At 70.1% G+C, this 18,539-nt stretch carries 21 protein-coding genes; 19 read left to right on the top strand and 2 right to left on the bottom strand.

The genetic code is table 11. The features are described 5' to 3' along the window. Positions 1 to 404 precede the first annotated feature (404 nt). Positions 405 to 950, bottom strand: coding sequence for a DUF4231 domain-containing protein (locus tag IEZ11_RS29980; RefSeq protein ID WP_189266041.1), 546 nt, complete (start codon positions 948 to 950; stop codon positions 405 to 407). Between the two features lie 264 nt (positions 951 to 1,214). Next, positions 1,215 to 2,033: a class I SAM-dependent methyltransferase gene (locus tag IEZ11_RS29975; protein WP_189266040.1), complete on the bottom strand. Its 819-nt coding sequence runs from the start codon at positions 2,031 to 2,033 to the stop codon at positions 1,215 to 1,217. A gap of 57 nt (positions 2,034 to 2,090) precedes the next feature. Here IEZ11_RS29975 and IEZ11_RS29970 point away from each other — a divergent pair, with 57 nt between their 5' ends. From IEZ11_RS29970 to IEZ11_RS29880, 19 genes are all read left to right on the top strand, one after another. Beyond that, positions 2,091 to 2,807 carry a GntR family transcriptional regulator gene (locus tag IEZ11_RS29970; RefSeq protein ID WP_189266039.1) on the top strand — a complete coding sequence of 239 codons (717 nt, stop codon included), beginning with the start codon at positions 2,091 to 2,093 and terminating at the stop codon, positions 2,805 to 2,807. 899 nt (positions 2,808 to 3,706) lie between these two features. Beyond that, complete coding sequence (locus IEZ11_RS29965) at positions 3,707 to 3,874, top strand: hypothetical protein (protein WP_189266038.1); 168 nt, start codon at positions 3,707 to 3,709, stop codon at positions 3,872 to 3,874. Positions 3,875 to 3,986: 112 nt separating this feature from the next. Further along, complete coding sequence (locus tag IEZ11_RS29960; RefSeq protein WP_189266037.1) at positions 3,987 to 4,181, top strand: hypothetical protein; 195 nt, start codon at positions 3,987 to 3,989, stop codon at positions 4,179 to 4,181. Between the two features lie 172 nt (positions 4,182 to 4,353). Then, positions 4,354 to 4,647: a hypothetical protein gene (locus IEZ11_RS29955; protein WP_189266036.1), complete on the top strand. Its 294-nt coding sequence runs from the start codon at positions 4,354 to 4,356 to the stop codon at positions 4,645 to 4,647. Continuing rightward, a complete protein-coding gene (locus tag IEZ11_RS29950; protein ID WP_189266035.1) occupies positions 4,644 to 4,973 on the top strand; it encodes a hypothetical protein in 330 nt (109 codons plus the stop codon). The genes IEZ11_RS29955 and IEZ11_RS29950 overlap by 4 nt, the downstream gene beginning before the upstream one ends. Next, positions 4,973 to 5,341 (top strand): RRQRL motif-containing zinc-binding protein, encoded by a 369-nt coding sequence (locus IEZ11_RS29945; protein WP_189266034.1) that lies wholly within the window; start codon positions 4,973 to 4,975, stop codon positions 5,339 to 5,341. Before IEZ11_RS29950 ends, IEZ11_RS29945 begins: the two co-directional genes overlap by 1 nt. Before the next feature lie 16 nt (positions 5,342 to 5,357). Continuing rightward, positions 5,358 to 6,368: a hypothetical protein gene (locus IEZ11_RS29940; protein ID WP_189266033.1), complete on the top strand. Its 1,011-nt coding sequence runs from the start codon at positions 5,358 to 5,360 to the stop codon at positions 6,366 to 6,368. A 234-nt stretch (positions 6,369 to 6,602) separates the two neighbouring features. After that, positions 6,603 to 6,917 (top strand): hypothetical protein, encoded by a 315-nt coding sequence (locus IEZ11_RS29935; protein ID WP_189266032.1) that lies wholly within the window; start codon positions 6,603 to 6,605, stop codon positions 6,915 to 6,917. An 89-nt stretch (positions 6,918 to 7,006) separates the two neighbouring features. Continuing rightward, positions 7,007 to 8,590 carry a hypothetical protein gene (locus IEZ11_RS51170; RefSeq protein WP_229713434.1) on the top strand — a complete coding sequence of 528 codons (1,584 nt, stop codon included), beginning with the start codon at positions 7,007 to 7,009 and terminating at the stop codon, positions 8,588 to 8,590. Position 8,591: 1 nt separating this feature from the next. Beyond that, positions 8,592 to 10,712 carry a hypothetical protein gene (locus IEZ11_RS29925; RefSeq protein WP_189266031.1) on the top strand — a complete coding sequence of 707 codons (2,121 nt, stop codon included), beginning with the start codon at positions 8,592 to 8,594 and terminating at the stop codon, positions 10,710 to 10,712. Positions 10,713 to 10,925: 213 nt separating this feature from the next. Next, entirely contained in the window at positions 10,926 to 11,117 is a 192-nt protein-coding gene (locus tag IEZ11_RS29920; protein WP_189266030.1) for a hypothetical protein, read from the top strand. A gap of 22 nt (positions 11,118 to 11,139) precedes the next feature. Beyond that, positions 11,140 to 11,643 carry a hypothetical protein gene (locus IEZ11_RS29915; RefSeq protein ID WP_189266029.1) on the top strand — a complete coding sequence of 168 codons (504 nt, stop codon included), beginning with the start codon at positions 11,140 to 11,142 and terminating at the stop codon, positions 11,641 to 11,643. Between the two features lie 58 nt (positions 11,644 to 11,701). Next, positions 11,702 to 12,355, top strand: a complete 654-nt coding sequence (locus tag IEZ11_RS51165) for an XF1762 family protein (RefSeq protein WP_229713433.1) — start codon at positions 11,702 to 11,704, stop codon at positions 12,353 to 12,355. Positions 12,356 to 12,367: 12 nt separating this feature from the next. Next, positions 12,368 to 12,820, top strand: coding sequence for a single-stranded DNA-binding protein (ssb, locus tag IEZ11_RS29905; protein ID WP_189266028.1), 453 nt, complete (start codon positions 12,368 to 12,370; stop codon positions 12,818 to 12,820). 88 nt (positions 12,821 to 12,908) lie between these two features. Further along, positions 12,909 to 14,186, top strand: coding sequence for a DNA cytosine methyltransferase (locus tag IEZ11_RS29900; protein ID WP_189266027.1), 1,278 nt, complete (start codon positions 12,909 to 12,911; stop codon positions 14,184 to 14,186). Between the two features lie 89 nt (positions 14,187 to 14,275). Further along, on the top strand, positions 14,276 to 15,244 hold the full coding sequence (locus IEZ11_RS29895) for a bifunctional DNA primase/polymerase (protein WP_189266026.1): 969 nt from the start codon (positions 14,276 to 14,278) through the stop codon (positions 15,242 to 15,244). 190 nt (positions 15,245 to 15,434) lie between these two features. Continuing rightward, complete coding sequence (locus IEZ11_RS29890; RefSeq protein ID WP_189266025.1) at positions 15,435 to 16,691, top strand: DUF3631 domain-containing protein; 1,257 nt, start codon at positions 15,435 to 15,437, stop codon at positions 16,689 to 16,691. Between the two features lie 164 nt (positions 16,692 to 16,855). Continuing rightward, on the top strand, positions 16,856 to 17,056 hold the full coding sequence (locus IEZ11_RS29885; RefSeq protein WP_189266024.1) for a helix-turn-helix domain-containing protein: 201 nt from the start codon (positions 16,856 to 16,858) through the stop codon (positions 17,054 to 17,056). 67 nt (positions 17,057 to 17,123) lie between these two features. Continuing rightward, positions 17,124 to 18,509 carry a tyrosine-type recombinase/integrase gene (locus IEZ11_RS29880; protein ID WP_189266023.1) on the top strand — a complete coding sequence of 462 codons (1,386 nt, stop codon included), beginning with the start codon at positions 17,124 to 17,126 and terminating at the stop codon, positions 18,507 to 18,509. Positions 18,510 to 18,539: the final 30 nt, after the last annotated feature.

Raw genomic sequence — 18,539 nt, 5'->3', positions numbered from 1 at the left:
AAACACGGGAAACACGGAGACACGGGAAACACGGGAACACCGGGAGAGACGAAGGGACCGGCGGCCGTCCGCCCCACGACGCGCCGGCCGTCACCGGCCGCCGGGCGCTCCGTGCGGGGTGGATGCCGTACCTGCCCGGCATCGGAGGGCGCGGCCGAGAACACCAGCTCACAGGCCCTGCGTGCGGGGGGCCCGCCTTGTCCGAGCCCCCTGTCGGATTCGAACCGACGACCTACGCATTACAAGTTGTCGGATCTTAGTCCGGGAGCGTACACGGACGTCCAGGAATCGGGCTTCCTCCCTGCTCAACAGCCAGTTCCGACTGTGCCGGACCACTCGGGACGCTGGTGGATTGCAAGGCAACTGAAACCACAACTGAGACCGGGTACAGCACTCTCGCTCTGTCACCCGTTCTGAGTCTTCAGCTCCTTTGCGACACGCCTCTTTGCCGCGATCCAGCGATCAGTGTCATCCTCCGACACCTTCAACGTGGTATCGAGCAGTGCCCGCCTTGCTCGACTCTCGCCAGGCGTTCCACGAGCCACCTCGTACCGCACCAGCGAGGATCGCAAAGTCGTCCAAGCTTGAACAGCTCGCGCCCACTCGTCAAGCGGGTCAAATACCTGACGGATTCCTGCGATAAACACACCAACCCCTGCACAGACAACAGTTATTGCGGCGGGCGCCCGAAGGCCCGCCGCAACAACAGTAAATGCCCCTGCCGCGATTGAAGCGACCTCACTAATACGATGCATTCGTCGATAACGGTCACGGACTTGCCCGTAGTAACGAAGACTCTCACGAGCCACGTCGGATATAGCGTCACCTGACAGGTCCGGAGATTCTCCCGCATAAGCGCCCTCCGGGCGCTTGTCATTCTCCGAGATATCCCAATTTTCAGGCGGCAACGGCAGTTGTTCCGGATCGAAATTGCCGTAGCGATCACCCATTCAGGGGCCCCGTTCGCATCCTGAGCAACTATGCCCAACGTGAGATCAGCACTAAAGGATGACAGGAAGGATGCCCACCTGAGAAGGGGGCCTAGCGACAAGAAGCCTTGCATCCTCGTTCATTCCCGTACCCTCGTCCGACATGTGAACCGTTGCGGACGGCGTCGGACGAGGGTGAATGAGACGGAAGCTGAGACGGGCGGCGCCTCGCCCGATCGGACCTGACCTGCGTCTTTCGCCGCGAGTTAGCTACCCGAGAGTGGGTCAGGGGGTACCGCCAGCGGGAGCCCGCCCGATGGCGAGAAGGTGCGAGCTTGCGGCGAGCAGTTCCGGGTACGGCTCAGCCATCCGCGCGGCTGCCATGGCTGAGGCGATCAGGTCATCGGTAGGCCCGTCGCCAGGCTGCTGCTCGACCGCCTTGACGAGGGACCAGGCTGGCCCTTCGATCCCGAACACTTCGACGTGGGTGAACCCCGCCTCGCGAAGTTCGTCGGCAAGTTCCTCTGCCCGATGGAAGTACGCCAGGGTGAAGTGGTCGCCGTCGTGCACTGCTGTGCGGAGGATCTTGGACACCGGCTCGTACATGCGCTCAGTGTGCAGATGGGCATACGTGACGTGCTCGAAAAGCGAGGCATACCGGTTGATAGCCGCTGCGGCCACCAGGCCACCGGGCTTGACTACGCGCCGAGCCTCGGAGAGTGCCATACGGCGGTCAGCGGCGTCGGGCAGGTGATAGAGCGGGCCGAGTAGCTGGACCACGTCGTAGCTGTGGTCACTCGCGTCCAGCGCTCGCGCGTCTCCAAGAGACGCCGCGCAGATGGCGGATGCCTGCTCCACGTGACGGGGGACGGGATCCACCAGAGAGACCGCGTATCCGTCCTTGACCAGCCACTCCGCATGCACGCCAGGCCCGCCGCCGACGTCCAGCACGCTCGCGGGCGTCGGCGGGAGGTAACGGCGCAAAAGCTCCTTGGTCCGGGCCAGTTCCAGACGTCCATCCGCTGAGCGGTGCAGGCGCCTGCTCTCATCGACAGTCTCGCCGTAGAAGCGCAGAACGGAGGGAGCCAATCCGAAATTAGACATAGCGGCAGTATGCTGTGTACCGGTGGACCAGTCCAGCAAGGGACCAGAGAGGCAGCCATGGCGCTACTGAAGTACGAGGAGATCGCGGAGTCGCTGCGCGCCCGCATCGCCGCCGGCGAGTTCGCGCCGGGTGAGACCGTGCCCTCAGGGCGCGATCTGGCAGAGCAATGGTCGGTTTCCCGCGCGACTGCCATCAAGGCGATGGATGTGCTGCGGAACGATGGCGTTGTCGTGGCCAAGCAGGGGACAGGCTTCGTCGTGACAGAGACGCCCGTCGCACGCCCTGCGGGCGCACGACGGGCGGGCACAGCCCGTGTCACAGGCGGGATGCCCTTCCTCCGCGTCGGCGAGCCCGATTGGGCGGAGCCACCTGCACGAGTTGCCGCCGTACTGGGCATGGATCCGGGCGTCTCAACACTGCGGCGTATCCGAATTCACCAGCTCCCGGACGGGAGTCCGCACAGCTACGCGGAAGCATGGTTCCCACCCGAGATCGCAGAAGCTTCCCCACGGCTTGCGCAGACCGCCCCCATTCCGGAGGGGACGACTCGCTACGTACGCCGACAGACCGGCCGCTTCCCCTCAGAGGGGGTGGACGTGATCACGGTCCGCTTGGCAACTGAGACCGAACGCCACCACTTGGGCCTGTCTGAAGCTACGGCGGTTGCCGTGGTTCTGCACACGGCCTACGACCAGGAGGGTCGCCCGCTCGTATGCGAGGAAGGGGTCACGCCTTCCCCTCACTACGAACAGGTGGAGACCTATGCGATGTAGCCCAGAATTACCCATAACCCAGCTGGACCGGTCCGCCGGTCCAGCTTTTTTTGACCCTCCTTCACGCCACCGACCTGCACAGACCGTCAGATCTCTTCATGCGAGGGAGAGTTGTCGCTTGACTGGACCGGTCCACCGGTCCAGTCTATGGATTGCGCCGGAGCGGACATCTCGAATCGTCGGGACAACGCCTCTGTCGCGCTTGCTTGACCTGCACAAATGCACAAAAAAGGGCGGAGCGCGCTGCAAGACCGTCCGTGAAGGCCAGGGGACAGGGCTTCGGCCCGACTGGCGAGGTGGCCCGGTGACCGCGAGCAACGGCCGGCGAGTGGGGACAAGGTCCCCCTTGCAGTGCGTTTTCCCTGTTCAGCGGTTTGAAGGAGTGGCAGTGAGTCGACGAAAGCGATGGGCGCGGCCGTGATCGACCGGCACGGCGGCGCCGTTCCATCCCCGGTCCGTGAGCACCTTGAAGTGCTGCGGGCGACCGGTCACCTTCCACCGATTCGCGGCGGCTAGCGCCACGGCCGGTTGCCTCTTCCCGCCCGTGCGGATCGCACCTAGTGCGCAGGTCCGTCCGGGCGGGGCGGGGGGAGCCGGAATTCACGGCCCCACCACACAAGAGCGGTCCCCCGGGGTGCGACCCGAGGGACCGCGTACAGGCACCTGGTTGGAGGCACCTGTGATCACCAGTCTGACAGACGCGGAGCGGGCGGACCTGGCCCGGAAGGCGTCGGAAGCGAACAAGCGCAGCGAGGACAACGCCCGTGCCCGGGGCGGTCGTTGATGGCCGACACCGAGCACGAGAGGACGAAGCCGCCGCTTCCCGTCCGTCCCCCTCGCCCGCACCCGTACCCGGCCGGTCACCCGGCCGTGCACGCCGCGTACGAGGGGGTGTGCTGATGGCGACGGACCCGGCGGCCTGGCACCTGGAGGCGAGCGCGGACGCGTGGGCGGCCGACCTCGGCCGGCAGGAACCTGCTCCGGCCGCGGCTGAGCGGGCCTGGCAGCAGCAGGAGATCCGCACCGCTTACGAGGACGCGGCGCACCTGACCGAGCAGCCCCGGTAACACCCATTCCGCCCGCTTCTACAGCCCCGGCAACCAGCCGTGAAGGGCGTCGGATCGGATCCGGCCCGGGGCACGCACCGCCACCTGTTCGCAGACCTGAGAGGAACCCGACATGGGGAAGATCACCGACCGGATGCGGCGCCAGGCCGACGACAACCGGCAGGCCGCCGACTGGGCCCGCGGCCACGGCAACGCGCAGCGGGCCAAGCAACTGGAGGACCGCGCCGACGAACTGGAATCCGGCCGGGTCACCGACGTCACCGACCAGGTTAGCGCTCTCATCTCGTGGGGCTTGCGCCGCCGCTGACCTCCGATCCGCTTCAACTGCCCCGATGGTCGCAAGGCCGGGTTCGACTCCCGGCCGGGGCACTGTGGCCCGCCGCGCTCGCGGTGGTGGCCACCCTCACCGGCCGGCTCTCTCGCCGCTGCGTTCCGCGCGGTCTCCGGCCGTCTTTCACCCCTTCGAGCTGGGAGCTCCCATGCGTTCTTTCGTGTCCGGCCACCGGGCCGACAACCCCCAGGATTTCCTCGAACTGGCCCTCGGCACCCCGGTCGAACTCTGGCTCGGGGCCGAGGGCGAGAGCGACGAGGAACGCGCGGCCCGCTTGGACGCGGCTCGCGACATCCTGGCCGACCCCGAGTTCGCGAGTCTGCCGGACGACCTGATCCGGCTGGCCACGCGGGTGGTCGACGACCACCCGGAGCTGTTCAACGTGGTCCCGCTGGTCCGCCCGGCCCGCCGCCGTCCGGTCCGCCGGGGGGCAGCGGCATGAGCCAGGAACTGACGCTTGACGGCCTGGCCGTGCCGCTGCGGGTGCTGCGTCTGCTCGCTGCGGACTTTGGGCACCTGCCCGCGCCGGACGTTGACGTGTCGACCGTGTTCCCGGACCGGTTGCGGCTGAGGTTCCACGAGGACCTGGCCGACTTCGAGACCTGGCGGGACGCGCTGGGCATCGCCCCGGACGACGTCACCTACCGCGAGCAGGGCGGGGGCCGCACTCGGGTGCTGGAAGCGTCCATCGACTACGAGGGCGCGGTGCTGGAGCTGACCGGCTACGGCGACTTACCCGCCCCTGCACCGGTCGGGACCACGGCCTGATGGCGTCGTGGGGCAAGTGCTTCGACCCGAACGGCGCCCGGTTCGGCATCCCCACCTACCCCTGGCGCTACGCCCCCGACGGGCTGGCGACCAGACGGCAGTTACGGGCCCGCGGGCTGCGCCCGGGTGGCCAGCCGGTGGCCGGGCAGATCCTGCGACCGCGCTACCGGCGCGGGCCGCTGGTCGCCTACCTCTACCGGCTCGACAAGGCCCTGCCGGTCCGGCCGATGACACCGGGCAGGCGCCGCGCGCTGGAGTGCGCGATGCGCGCCCGCCGGACCTGCCCGAAGTGCCGCACCGACGCCGGCTACGTCATCCCCGCCTCTCTCGGGCTCTGCATCCCCTGCGCCTACCCCGACGACCAGTAGAAACGGAGTGAAGAACATGGAAGCCAAGCACGTGATGCGGCGGGCGGCTCACTGGAGCCTGCCCGTCGCGCTGACCGGCATGTCGCTGGGGTGGACCGTGTACGCCGTGGGGGAGATCCTCTCCCGCCAGGCCCCGGCGGCGCTCGCGATGACGGTGGCCGGGATCTACGACGCGGTGTGGCTGTACGCGCTGGCCATGGAGACCGCGCACCGCCGCCAGGGCTCCAAGGGCATCCTGCCCGCGGTGCTCGGGTGGGTGTTCCTGGTGACCTCGGTCGGGGTGCTGTTCACCCACGGCCTGATGTACGCCACCCCGGTCGTCGCCGTCATCGGCGCGGTCGTCCCGGCCGCCGCCAAGGCCACGCTCATCATGGCCGTGGAACGCGACTCCACCCGGATCTCTGCCGGAGCGCAGCAGCAGATCGACGCGGTCCGCAGCGCGACGCGGGACCAGGTCGCCATCGGCCGGGCCGTCACCCGCGCCAAGGCCGACCGGCACACCACGGCCGCCGCCCTGGAACGCGAGGAACGCACGGCCCGCGGCAAGGCGCACAAGGTGCGCCACCAGGCGGACAAGAAGCTGACGAAGCTCACCGCGAAGAACCCGGCCGTCGAGGTCCCGCAGGAGGTTCCGGCCCTGTTCTCCGATGACGACCTGGCGCAAGTGCTGGGGCAGTGGACACAGGAGGGTGTGTCCCCGGGTGTGTCCCCCGTGTCCCCGCAGGTCGGTGCCGTGTCCCCGGCCGGTGAACTGACCGCGTCGCAGGGTGCGGGACACACCCCGCTCGACTGGGCAGCGCTCACCGCGGTCGCGGCCGTGGCCGGTGTCGAGACGCCCCGGCCGGGTGAGGCGCTGACCGAGGAACAGCTCACGGTCGTCCTGCGGTGGCTGCGCCACTCCGACAACCCGCCGCTGTCCTACCGCAAGGCCCTGGCCGCCTACCGCGCAGCAGGTTTCTCGGCGAAGGAGGAGCGGGTGCGCAAGGCGTACGCCGCGCTGATCGACGCGGAGGACGCACAGCCCTGACCAGCCGTCCGGCACACACCAATGAAGGCCAGCCCAGGACTAGTGGGCTGGCCTTCGTCGCGACTGCCGGAAGCAGTCGACCGCACCAGTGAAGCAGACCCGGTGAGCCCCGGCGAGCGGCACTCTCGCAGACCCGCAGGGCAGACCCGGAGAGCTGACCTCAACACCCCCGCGGACCACGTCCCGACGGGGTGCCCGTCTGCAACTCCGTTGACCTGGAAGGGAATTCTCCTGGTGAACCACCACTCGACGACGCGCCGCCGCTTCATCCTGCTGGCCGTCGGCGCCGCCGGCACGGTCCTGGCCGCGGCCATCGGTGTGCGGCTGGCCGCCTACGGTGTGCCGCTCGCGCTGCTCGTGGCCTGCTGCCTGTCGTGCCTGGCCACCATCTCCAGCCTGTTCTTCCGCCTGACCGACGCGCTGTCGACCACGACCCACCGCTGCACGCGGCTCGGCTGTGACTTCCGCGTGAGCCTCACCGGCACGGACAGCGCGGAGAACAGGCGTTGGCAGGAGATCGCCGCCCACCATCCGCACCGCAGCATCTGAGCTGCGCATTCGACCCTGACTCGGCAGGCCCGGCCGATCGCCTCCACAGCCCCGGCCGGGCCCTACTCCCCATAAGGAGTGCTCACAGCATGACGGAACTCAGCACTGAGCCGGTAGCCGTCGAGACCGGCCCGGCCGCACCGTCCCCGCCGCCCGACACCCCGCCCGCTGCGGCCGGGCAGGGCAAGGAGGTGGAGCACACCCCCGGCGGGTGGCCCATCGTCCCGCTCGCCCTGAGCGGCGCGAACAGCACCATCGGTGTGCTCGCCGCCGCTTCCCTGGTCGGTGGGCCGGTCGCCGCGGCCGTCGCCGGCACCGGGATGGTCGCCCTCGGCGTCGCCGCCGCTTCCCGCTCCCGCAAGCCCACGGCCCGCCGCGACGCACGCCGCACCGCCGCCCGCGCCGCGGGCCGGAGTGCAAGCGCCGGGGCGGGCCGCAGCGGGGGAGGTATCCGTTCGGTCCGCTCCGGCAGCGCCGGCGGGCGGATACCTGCCCCGTCCTCCCGCCGCGGGTCGGCGAACACCTCCCGCACCGGCACAGCAGGCATCATGTCCGGCCGGACCGGGTCCGGCTCGCCGCAGCACAGCAGTAGTGCCCGTCACGGCTCCCGGACCGGGACCGGGGCGGGGGCCGGTGCCAAGGCCGCCGGGCGGGCGGGGCAGGTGAGGGCGTTGCGGGCCGCGCAGCAGGCCGCGGGCGGATCCCGGGCCGAACGCCGGGCGCAGACCACGGCCTCGCGCCGTGCGGTCGCCGACGCCTGCCGCAGCGCCAACACCCCGGCTGGCAAGACCCGTTCGGGCGCCCGCCGGGGTGTGACCGGCCGGTTGCTGGGCGGGGCCGCGCGCAAGGCCCGCGCCGTGCAGCGGGCGGCGGTCGACAAGCAGCGTGCCCGGCGTGACGGCCGTACCGCCGACCAGGTGGCTGCCAAGCGCAGCACGGTCCGCAAGGCCCCCGCCCGCAAGGCCGCGCGCAAGGAGCTGCGCAGGTCCGCTGCCCGCTTCCACGGCCGTCGCCTGTTCGCCGCCCTGCTCGCCCTGCCCGTGGGCCTGCTGGGCTGCCTGACCACCCCGATCGGACGCAGGTTCGACATCCCGGGGCTGATGTATCCCGGCCGCCGCCTGTTCTGGGGCCTGGTCCGCAAGGCCACGCAGCAGCGTGCCGAACGGGACGAGGACACCCGCAAGATCCTGCGCGAGCAGGAAGCCGACGCGGACGCGGAAGCCGCGCAGGACGGCAGCGAGGGCATCGCGGACAGCGTCGAACGGCCCGCGGCCAAGATCCCCACCAACACGACACCCGAAGTGGGTGAAGGAGAGAACGTGTCCCTTGTTTCCGGGTTCAAGTTCGAAGACCACGCCATCGACATGATGGCCGCGGCCAACACCTACGAGCCGGACGGCTGCATGGAGATCCTCGCCATGGTCGAGGGACTCCCGGCCGCGCTGACCTGCATGGCGGGCATCATGAAGATCCTCGCCGAGCGCTCCGACAGTGAGTTCCCGCTGGAGAAGGAAGTCGCGAACGGCTTCAACGACATCTACGGCGCCCTGATGAGCGCCGTCGCCGTCGCCGAGGACATGGGGCCGGTATTCCGGCAGGTCCACGCGCAGGACATCGCCCGTCACGAGGACCCCCGCAACGGCCACGAGGCTGAGAAGGGCTGGAACGTCTGAGATGAGCAGCACCGCCACCGCCAAGAAGCAGCCAAGCAGTGGCCCGGTGCTGGACTGGACCGCCGGTCACGGACCCGTGACCGGCGCCCTGTCCGCGACCACCGGAGCCTTCGCCATCGCCACCACCGGCGCCGCCACCGCCATGCCCCCCGCCTGGGCCCTGGCCGTCGGCGCGGCCGGCGCCCTCGGACACACCGTTGTGGGCCTGCGGGTGCGCAACGCCGGCCGCACTCTGGCCACCCGGGCCGCGTCCTGGCTCGTCGGCGCCGGATGGACCACGTGGGCCATGACCCACGGCCCCCTGACCTGGGCCGCCCTCGGATCCCTGGCCACCGTCGGGGTCGGTATCGGCGCCGCTGCCCGCTCCAGCGCCCTGTTCGAAGAAGCCCGGGAGGAAGAGGCCATCGCGGCCGAACGGCGTCTGGTCGCGGCGGAGTTGTCCGCGGAGCGCCGGGCGATCGCGACGGAATGGGTCGACCGTATCCAGCGGGTGTGCTCCCTGACCGTGCGCGTGCTGGGGGTGGAGATGTGGGAGACCGGGACCGGGTTCTCCCTCGACGCCGAACTCCCGCCCGGCGGCGCCACCTACGCCAAAATCGCCTCCGAGTCCGCCCGCCTGTCCGCGGACGCCCGCCTCCCGCACGGCTGCAACGCCATCGCCTCCCCGGGCATCCACCAGGGCCGGGTCATCATCGACGTGACCACCGTCAACGTCCTGGAGGAAGAGCGCACCTACCCCACCGACTACGGTCCGCTGTCCGTCCACACGGGCATCCCGTGGGGCTACCGGACGAACGCGGAGAACATCCTCGCCTACCTGCGCGAACAGTGCGCCCTCGTTGTCGGCCCCACCGGGTCGGGCAAGACGAACATGGTCCACGCGATCCTGGCCGGGTTCGCCCGTGCCGAGGACGTGCTGACCTGGGTGATCGACCTGAACGCCGGATCCGCAGGGCTGCCCTGGGTGCTGCCCGCGCTCAACGGGCAGATCCAGACCGGGGACGGCAAGCCGGTGCGGCCGGGCGTGGACTGGCTCGCCGGCACGTTCGACGAGGCCATGCTGATGCTGGAGACTGCGGTCAAGGTCGCCAAGCAGCGCAAGATGGGCTACCAGGACCTGCTGTCCAAGGCCAACACCGACCTGCTGCCGATCAGTTCGCGGATCCCTCAGATCATGCTCGTGATCGACGAGGGTGCGGAGATCCTGGCCAGCGCGGACCGGCAGATGCGCAAGATGGCGGAGAAGATCCTGGAAGTCATCCGGATCGCCCGCGCCATGGGCCTGCGGACCGTGCTGACCGCGCTGGGGGCGACGGGCAGCGTGCTGGGGAACCTGATGATCCGCCGGGAGGCCAAGGTCAGGGTTGCGCTGACCGGGGGTGAGACCGAGGGCATGGACCTGAGCAAGATGTTCCCCGGCACCCGCGGCCTGCGCGTCGACCAGGCCCCGTACAAGGGGTCCGGGTTCATGGGCACCCCCGAGTCCCCGGCCGCGCTGTTCAAGGCCTGGCGGATCCTGCCCAACCAGATCCGCGACATCACCGCCGCCACCTCGGAGCGTCACCCCGTCCTCGACGACGTGTCCGTCAAGGCGGCCGGGCCCGCCTACGCGCGGCGCTGGGACACGGACCGCACGGCATGGATGCGCGAGCAGGCCCCCGGCAACGACACCGACGCCGGGGGATACGGACCGGCATCGGGGCTGAAGCTGTCCGCGCTGAACGAGGGGGTGGGGCAGGCCTCGCCGGAAGACGAGATGCTGGCCCGCTTCCGCGCGGAGATCGACGCCGAGTTCGCCACCGCGCCCGACCCGCACGCCCCGACCGAGCAGGCCCCGTCGGCCGCCCCGGGCGGGCTGAACCTGTCGGCGCTGCGCGAGGAGCAGCAGGACAACTCGGCCCAACAGGCCGCGCTCGCCCTGCTGCTCGCCGCCGGCACCGACGGGACGGGAGCATCGGCGATCGCCCGCGCCCTGGCCGACGAGTACGGCACGACCCGTCAGACCGTCGTCGGCTGGCTCAAGACCTGGGTAAGCGACGGCACCGCCGTCCGGGTCGGGGAGGGCACCAAAGCCCGCTACGTCCACCACCGCCACACCCCCGGACCACCCCCCGGGCAGTGATCACTTGTCGCCTGTCGCCCCGCCCAAAACACGTGCCGTGGCCGCCCCTGCGGGGGCCCGGAAACGGCTTGTGAGCTGGGAGGCGACAAGCGACAAGACAAGACAAGCGACAAGCCGCACGACAAGACAGACGACAAGCAACGCGACAAGCCACCACGCGGGCAGCACCCGGACGCCGGGTGCTGCCCGCCTCGCTTCCCGGGAGGCCGCACCGTGATCGTTTCCCTGTCCGCCGTCGCACTCTTCGGGGTGCTCGCCTTCGTCCTGCTGCGGGGCCGCTACCTCGGACCGTTCAGCGCCCTGGTGCTCTTCCTGTTCGGGTTCTTCACCGCCGGCACCGGCGCCGCCGGACCCGTCCGCGCCATGTGCGTCGCGCTCGCCGACGCCGCCCGCCACCTCACCTGACCCCTGGCAGGAGACCACCGTCATGCCCGAGTACGACCCGAGTGCGGCCCGGCCGCCGCGGATGAGCGACGCCGAAGTCACCGCCGAAGCACGCCGGATCATCGCCGACGCCTACCGGCCCGCCCACGACATGCCGACCGCGTACCGCGACACCAGCCCGCTGCCCGCCTACGGCACCGCCCCGCCCGTCCACCAGCCCGACCACCGGATCGTTCCCGCGTGGGCCGCGGGCACCGCCGTGGCCGGCATCGGCGTCGGCGCCACCTGCGTCGGCATCGGGTGCGGGATCTGGCTCGCCTGCCAGGGCTTCGCCGCCGTCACCCTCACCTCGGTCCTGTTCGTCACCCTCCCCATCGCCGCCGTCGCCGCGGTCGCCACCGCCGTCGGATCCGCCCTGCGCTCCCTCAAAGGCGTCCGCACCGAAACCCACCACCACTACGCCGGACCCGTCCGGCAGGAGACCAATCAGATCACCGCCCCCGCGTACGGGCTCATCGCCCGCAACCGCAACGAACTGCACCGCTGACTCAGATGGAAGGATCCGTGACAGGACCCCGCGCCACCTGCAACCGGGCCGGTGGCCGATGACCGCCCCGGCTGGTGCACAGCGGCTGCACATCCGGCCGCTGAAATGGAAAGCCGCCTGCTCCTACGTCGAACAACACCACCGGCACCACGACCCACCGCAAGGTCACCAGTTCTCCCTCGGCGTCCAAACCGATAACGGCAGCCTGGTCGGCGTAGCCATCGTGGGCCGTCCTGTCAGCCGCCACTTCGACAACGGGCTGACCATCGAGGTCACCCGGGTGGCGACCGACAGCACCACGAACGCCTGCTCCGCCCTCTACGCAGCTGCCTGGCGCACCGCCCGCAACGCGGGCTACCGACGCGCCATCACCTACACCCAAGACGGCGAAACCGGAGCGAGTCTGCGCGCTGCGGGCTGGCGCAAGGTAGCTGACCTGCCCGCCCGCCCCGGCTGGGACGCCCCAAGCCGTCCGCGCCGCACGCTCGGCACCGAAAACGTGGCCCGCGCCCTATGGGAGATCACCACCCACGACGCGCCACCGCTGCCAGAACTGCGTGACGAAACACGTGACGAAACCCGATCCACTCAGGGGTGCCGCAGGCGGTGCCCCGAGTGCAAACGCGCGGTCAATGCAGCTGCCACCGGGCGGCCCCCGCGCTACTGCTCACCCGCATGTCGCCAACGCGCCTACCGACGTCGAACCCGCTGAGAGGAACCCCGCATGTCGTTCGGAGAAACCCCGATCACCCTCGTCGGCAACCTGACCGACGACCCCGAGCTGAAGTTCACCGAAGGCGGCGCCGCGCTCGCCAAGTTCACGATCGCCGTGACCCCGCGCAGCTTCGACCGCACCTCGAATCAGTGGAAGGACGGCACTACCGCCTTCTACCGCTGCGCCGCCTGGCGCCAGCTCGCCGAACACGTCGCCGAATCCCTCAGCAAGGGCTCCCGCGTCGTCGCCACCGGCCGGATGCGCCAGCACGACTGGACCACCGACCAGGGCGAGAAGCGGTCCATGCTCGCCGTCGAGGTGGACGACATCGGCGCGTCCGTCCGCTTCACCACCGTCACGGTCAACGCCAAGCGCACCGGACAGTCCGGCCCGGTCGGCAACGACCCGTGGGCCTCCACCGGCACGACCGCGGGCGGTGCGGACGCCGAACCGCCGTTCTAGCCGTGCCCGGGGCGGTCGCCCGATCTCGCCAAGACACGCGACCGTCCCGGCCGACCAGTCCACAACACGTCTGTTGGAGGCCCCGAGCATGACCCGTCCCATCGTGCCGTTGGAAGGCGGCAACGTCAGTTTGTGCACCGGTTCCGCCGCGCTGGACCAGGCCGTGGAAGCCGCGACCGGCCTGCCCACGGTCGCGGTCGCCGAGAAGGACCCGGCCGCCTCCCGGCTGCTGGCCGAACGCATGCCCCACGCCCGCAACCTGGGTGACATCACCGCCGTCGACTGGGCGGCGCTCGCCGCGTCGGTGCCGCGTCCGGCGGCGCTGACCGCCGGGTTTCCCTGCCAGGACATCTCCAACGCCGGACCTCGGGGAGGGATCGCCGGTGACCGCTCCGGACTCTGGAAAACCATCGCCCAAGCCGTTCGCCACCTTCGACCCCGGCTCGTCTTCCTGGAAAACGTCGCCGCCATCCGAAGCCGCGGACTCGACGTCGTCGCCGCCGACCTGGCCGCGATCGGGTATGACGCACGGTGGATGTGCCTACGCGCTGGAGATCCCGAGGTCGGAGCCTGCCACCGCCGGGACCGCTGGTTCGCCGTCGCGTATCCCGCTGCTGAAGACCCCCACCTCCCAGCTCGGCAGGAACGGCGGACCGCAGCACCCGGACAAGCGCCGGGCGGGCGGGCACGGGCCCACGCTGGAGGACGAAGTGGTGTTCTTGCTGCCCCCGACGGCCGGCTGAGCCTGCTTCCCACGCCGGCCGCCGCCGACGGGACCGGCGGCCCCGGCACCTCCCCGAAACGGCAGGGCGGGATGAACCTGCGCACCGCGGTCACCCTGCTGCCGACCCCGGCGGCACGGGACTGGAAGTCCGGCGCGTCCAACCTGATCGGCGTCAACTCCCGGCCGCTGAACGAGGTGGTGGTCAACCTGCTGCCCACGCCCACTGCACGCATGCACAAGGGGGCGGGCCCGCTGAATCGGCGTCCGGTCGGCGACGACGACCTTCCGACGCGGCTCAGCCGACTCGATGGCCGGTGGGTGGCCACCAACGGCACCGACTACGGCCCCGCCATCCGCCGCTGGGAGGCTGTGTTGGGGCGGTCCGCGCCGGAGCCGACCGAGCCCGGTACGAAGGGCAACCGCCGCCTGTCCCCGGCGTTCGTGGAATGGATGATGGGCGCCGATCCCGGCTGGGTCACCGGCCCGGACCTGGGACTGTCCCGCTCCGACCAGCTCAAGATCCTCGGCAACGGCGTGGTCATCCACCAGGCCCACTACGCCTACCGCGCGCTGCTCGCCACCCTCGCCCCCGAGACCGCGGCCCCGGCCGCACCGGCCCAGCTCGCCCTGGACATCGCCTGAAGACGCCCGGGGCGGTCGCCCGATCTCGCCAAAGACACGCGACCGCCCCGGCCAACCAGCCCACAACAGACCTGTTGGAGGAATCCAGCATGACCCAACCCACCACCATCCCGCGAGTAGACGACCCGGGCACGAGCAGGCCGGTGACCGTGCCCCTGGAGACCCTGCACCTGTTGGCCGCCGCCCTGCTGTCCGCCGAGCGCGGCTGGCCCGTCATCCCCCTGCACCCGGGAGCCAAACGCCCCTCCGGACACCCCGAACGCGACTGCCCCCGCACCGGCCGCTGCGCGGGCGGGCACCGCACCCCGGAGCAGCGCGCCACCACCGACCCCGACCTGATCCACACCGCATGGGCCAGCCGCCCGTACAACGTGGGGATCGCGACCGGCCCGGCCGGTCTGGTCGTCGTCGACCTGGACGTACCAAAGCCGCAAGAGCAGGAAGGAGCGCCTGACGGCGCCACATCCTTTAACGCGCTCTGCGAGCGCGTCGGCGAGCCCTTCCCGCTCACCTACCGGGTGCGGACCCCCAGCGGGGGCCAGCACCTGTACTTCACCACCCCGCCCAACGTCCGGCTGAAGTGCACCGTGAAGAAGCTCGGTCCGCACATCGACACCCGGGCCTGGGGCGGGTACGTCGTCGCCGCGGGCAGCACCACCCCCCAAGGCGCCTACGACGTCGCCGAAGCCGCCATTGTGGCGCCCCTGCCCGGATGGCTGGCCGCCCTGCTCACCGAACCGGTGAAGCCGACCGGACCGCCCGCCCTGGCCCCCGTTCGGGACGGCACCAAGGCCGCCCGGACCGCGCTGGAACGCGAATGCGCCATCGTGGCCGCGGCCACCAAGGGCGGAGACAAGGGCCGCAACAACACGCTGCACGAGAGCGCGTGCAAGGTGGCCCGGTTCGTGGCCTGGGGACACATCCCCCGGCACACGGTCGAAGAGGCAATCCAGGCGGCGGGGGAGTCGACGGGCCTGTCGGCCGCCGAGTGCCGCACGACGATCCGCAGCGCCATGGAGTGGATCCTCGCCCACGCCACACCGCGGGAAGCCGCATGACCGCCTCCCGCTCCCCCCACCTGGATTGCCTCGCTCCCGCCACGGACGGACCGCAGGACGCGCCGCCCGCCCGCGGCGTGACGGTCGTGGGCGGCCGAAGGAAGGCCGCCCGAAGGGCGTCCTTTCAGTCCTTCCCCCCGACGCACCACACCCCGCGCCGATCCGGCCGACTTGAAGGGAGGAACGCCGCATGAGCAGGCCCGATGCCCCCATCGACGGCGCCGCGCTGCTGGACGAGGTGGAAGCCTTCCACCGCCGCTTCAACGTCTTCCCCACCGAACACGCCTACGTCGCCGTCGCCCTGTGGGACGCCCACGCCCACCTGATGGACGCGCTCGACGGCACCGCCCGCATCGCCTTCCTCAGCCCCGAACCGGGCTCGGGGAAGTCACGGGCCCTGGAGATCATCGAGACCCTCACCCCGCGCTCCGCGACCACCGTCAACGCCTCCGCGAACGCCCTGTTCCGGCTCGTCTCGGCAGACGAGGGCACCCCGACCCTGCTGTTCGACGAGATCGACACCGTCTTCGGGCCGAAAGCGGGCGGGAACGAGGAAGTCCGCGGGTTCCTGAACTCCGGCTACCGGCGCGGCGCCAAGTCCCTGCGCTGCGTCGGGGACGGATCCGACCAGAAGGCCGCTTTCCTCCCGTCGTTCTGCGCGGTCGCCATGGCCGGACTCGGCTCGCTGCCGGACACGATCCTGACCCGCTCGGTCATCATCCGCATGCGGAAGAAGGCGCCCAACGAGAGGTGCGAGCCCTACCGGCGCCGCGTCCACGAGAAGCAGGGCCACGCCCTGCGGGACCGGCTTGCCGACTGGGCCGCCCCCCTGCACGAGCAGATCGCGAACGCGTGGCCGGACATGCCCGAAGGCGTCACTGACCGGCCGGCCGATGTGTGGGAGCCCCTGCTCGCGGTCGCGGACGCGGCCGGCGGGCACTGGCCCGACCGGGCCCGCGCCGCCTGCACCGCGCTCATCAAGGCCGCGCGCGAGGGCGACGAGGCCTCTCTTGGGGTGCGGCTGCTGACCGACCTGCGCGACCGCGTGTTCTGCGGAGTCGACAAGCTGCCCACCGCCGCCATCCTCGAAGTCCTCCTTGGCATCGACGACGCGCCGTGGGCCGACATGAGCGAGGACGGACAGCACATCAAGCCGCTCACCGCCCGCGCCCTGGCCAAGCTGTTGAGCCAGTACGTCCGCCCCGACAACACCCCGATCAAGCCCAAGGGAATCCGCGTCGGCAGCACCACCCCGAAGGGCTACTACGCCGAGGACCTCAGCGACGCGTGGGCCCGCTACTGCCCCCCTCCCCCCGGAGAATCCGCAACAGCCGCAACAGCCGCAACACCGCAGGTCAACGGGGGTGAATCTGTGGCGGATAACCCCTCCGAGACCCGCCACATGTTCGCGGAATCCGACACACGCACCCTCCGCAGCGTCGGCTGACCAGCCACACCCCCACGGTGCCGCCGCGTACCCCGCGCGGCGGCACCTATCCGCAACACAAACGGCATCCGCCACAGATTCAAGCCGCTGACCAGCAATGTTGCGGCGTGGCGGATGTTGCGGATCCCCAGAGACCCCCCAGAGCACCCGAGGAGTACACCCCGATGAGTACCCCCGTACTGGCCCCCGCCCAGTTGCTCTACACCCCGGAAGAAGCCGCCAAGGTTCTCCGCTTCGGCCGCTCCACCGTGTACGAGCTGATGGCCGCCGGCGAGCTGAAGTACGTCAAGCGCGGCCGATCCCGACGCATCCGCTGGGACGTACTTGAGGCCTACGCGAACAGCCTCGAACTGCTCCCCAACTGAACAAGCCCGCCCCGAAGCCGCCCCCGGACAGATGCTCCGGGGGCGGCTTCCTGCATGGAGGAGTGCATTGAGCACCCGCAATCCGAACATGGAGTCGTCCATCTACCTGGGCAACGATGGCTGGTGGCACGGCCGCGTGACCATGGGCGTCAAAGACGACGGCAGTCCCGACAGGCGCCACCGCCGGGGCCGCACGGAATCCGAGGTCAAGCGCAAGGTCCGCGAGCTGGAAGACCTGCGCGACAAGGGACGCGCACCCAAGGCCGGCCGCAAGCCGACCGTGGAACAGTGGATGACCACCTACCTCACCGACATCGCGTCCCTGAAGCTCAAACCACGCTCGCTTGACGACTACTGGTCCAAGACCAGGAACGACATCATCCCCGGCATCGGAAAGCACCGGCTCGACAAGCTCCAGCCGGAACACCTGGAGCGGATGTACCGCATCATGCTCAACGAGGGACACGCCCCCTCGCACGTGCTCAAGGTGCACCGCATCCTGTCGCGCGCCCTGAAAATCGCGCTCCGTCGCCGCCTCATTGTCGAAAACGTCGCCACCCTCGTAGATCCGCCGACCGTGGACGAGACCGAGGCGAATCCGTTCACGAAGGAAGAGGCAAAGGCATTCCTGGAGGCTGCCGCGAAACGGCCCTCTTTCATGCGGTGGTGTGTCGGTGTCGGCATGGGATTTCGGCAGGGTGAAACCCTGGGTCTGCGGTGGCCTTACGTTGATTTCGAGAACGAGCTGTTCCACCCCAAGTGGCAGATCCAGCGCCTCACTTGGCGCCATGGCTGCGACAACCCGCACGCCTGCGGGGCCCGCCTCCATCGGTTCGAGCCGTGCCCACCGGACTGCACGACACACAAGGGCTATAAGCGTGGATGCCCCAAGTCGTGCCCGAAGGGCTGCACGAAGCACGCCAGCGTCTGCCCCGACCGGAAAGACGGCGGACTGGTCTTCACCCGCCCCAAGACGAAGAAGAGTCAGAATCCCGTGCCTATCCCTCCTCCATTCATCCCGTACCTGGTCGCGCACAAGGCCCAGCAAGACGAGATGCGCGCCGCCGCCGGAGAGCTGTGGGAGGAACACCGCGTCGTCTTCTCACGCCCTGACGGTCGTCCCATCGACCCGCATCAGGACTGGGAGGAGTTCAAGGAGCTGCTCGAAGAGTCCGGAATCGATGACCGCCGCCTCTACGACGGCAGCCGTCACACCGCCGGCACGATCCTGAACGAACTCGGGGTCGACATGCCCACGATCATGGAGATCCTCCGGCACACCCAGATCAGCCAGACACGCCGCTACGTCAAAGGCCGGTCCCACCTGTCGAAGGACGCGATGCGTCGCATGGGGGACGCCTTCATGCCCGGCCCGGAACCTGTGACTGAGACCACAACTGAGACCGCCGAGAGCCGCACGGCCCTCCGTCGGCGCCGCCGCCGCGTGCGCTGAACGAGAAAACCCCAGGTCAGAACTCATCTG

The organism is Streptomyces fuscichromogenes, assembly GCF_014645815.1.
GTDB lineage: Bacteria > Actinomycetota > Actinomycetes > Streptomycetales > Streptomycetaceae > Streptomyces > Streptomyces fuscichromogenes.
The sequence above is the reverse complement of the archived record's forward strand: the minus strand, read 5'-3'. Positions and strand labels throughout refer to the sequence as shown.

What these genes read in the sequence shown, in the direction of transcription:
- IEZ11_RS29925 (WP_189266031.1), top strand. Translation starts at nt 8,592, where the DNA reads ATGAGCAGCACCGCCACCGCCAAGAAGCAGCCAAGCAGTGGCCCGGTG.
- IEZ11_RS29895 (WP_189266026.1), top strand. Translation starts at nt 14,276, where the DNA reads ATGACCCAACCCACCACCATCCCGCGAGTAGACGACCCGGGCACGAGC.
- IEZ11_RS29915 (WP_189266029.1), top strand. Translation starts at nt 11,140, where the DNA reads ATGCCCGAGTACGACCCGAGTGCGGCCCGGCCGCCGCGGATGAGCGAC.
- IEZ11_RS29960 (WP_189266037.1), top strand. Translation starts at nt 3,987, where the DNA reads ATGGGGAAGATCACCGACCGGATGCGGCGCCAGGCCGACGACAACCGG.
- IEZ11_RS29945 (WP_189266034.1), top strand. Translation starts at nt 4,973, where the DNA reads ATGGCGTCGTGGGGCAAGTGCTTCGACCCGAACGGCGCCCGGTTCGGC.
- IEZ11_RS29940 (WP_189266033.1), top strand. Translation starts at nt 5,358, where the DNA reads ATGGAAGCCAAGCACGTGATGCGGCGGGCGGCTCACTGGAGCCTGCCC.
- IEZ11_RS29890 (WP_189266025.1), top strand. Translation starts at nt 15,435, where the DNA reads ATGAGCAGGCCCGATGCCCCCATCGACGGCGCCGCGCTGCTGGACGAG.
- IEZ11_RS29965 (WP_189266038.1), top strand. Translation starts at nt 3,707, where the DNA reads ATGGCGACGGACCCGGCGGCCTGGCACCTGGAGGCGAGCGCGGACGCG.
- IEZ11_RS51165 (WP_229713433.1), top strand. Translation starts at nt 11,702, where the DNA reads ATGACCGCCCCGGCTGGTGCACAGCGGCTGCACATCCGGCCGCTGAAA.
- IEZ11_RS29885 (WP_189266024.1), top strand. Translation starts at nt 16,856, where the DNA reads ATGAGTACCCCCGTACTGGCCCCCGCCCAGTTGCTCTACACCCCGGAA.
- IEZ11_RS51170 (WP_229713434.1), top strand. Translation starts at nt 7,007, where the DNA reads ATGACGGAACTCAGCACTGAGCCGGTAGCCGTCGAGACCGGCCCGGCC.
- IEZ11_RS29980 (WP_189266041.1), bottom strand. Translation starts at nt 950, where the DNA reads ATGGGTGATCGCTACGGCAATTTCGATCCGGAACAACTGCCGTTGCCG.
- IEZ11_RS29955 (WP_189266036.1), top strand. Translation starts at nt 4,354, where the DNA reads ATGCGTTCTTTCGTGTCCGGCCACCGGGCCGACAACCCCCAGGATTTC.
- IEZ11_RS29900 (WP_189266027.1), top strand. Translation starts at nt 12,909, where the DNA reads ATGACCCGTCCCATCGTGCCGTTGGAAGGCGGCAACGTCAGTTTGTGC.
- ssb (WP_189266028.1), top strand. Translation starts at nt 12,368, where the DNA reads ATGTCGTTCGGAGAAACCCCGATCACCCTCGTCGGCAACCTGACCGAC.
- IEZ11_RS29970 (WP_189266039.1), top strand. Translation starts at nt 2,091, where the DNA reads ATGGCGCTACTGAAGTACGAGGAGATCGCGGAGTCGCTGCGCGCCCGC.
- IEZ11_RS29950 (WP_189266035.1), top strand. Translation starts at nt 4,644, where the DNA reads ATGAGCCAGGAACTGACGCTTGACGGCCTGGCCGTGCCGCTGCGGGTG.
- IEZ11_RS29975 (WP_189266040.1), bottom strand. Translation starts at nt 2,033, where the DNA reads ATGTCTAATTTCGGATTGGCTCCCTCCGTTCTGCGCTTCTACGGCGAG.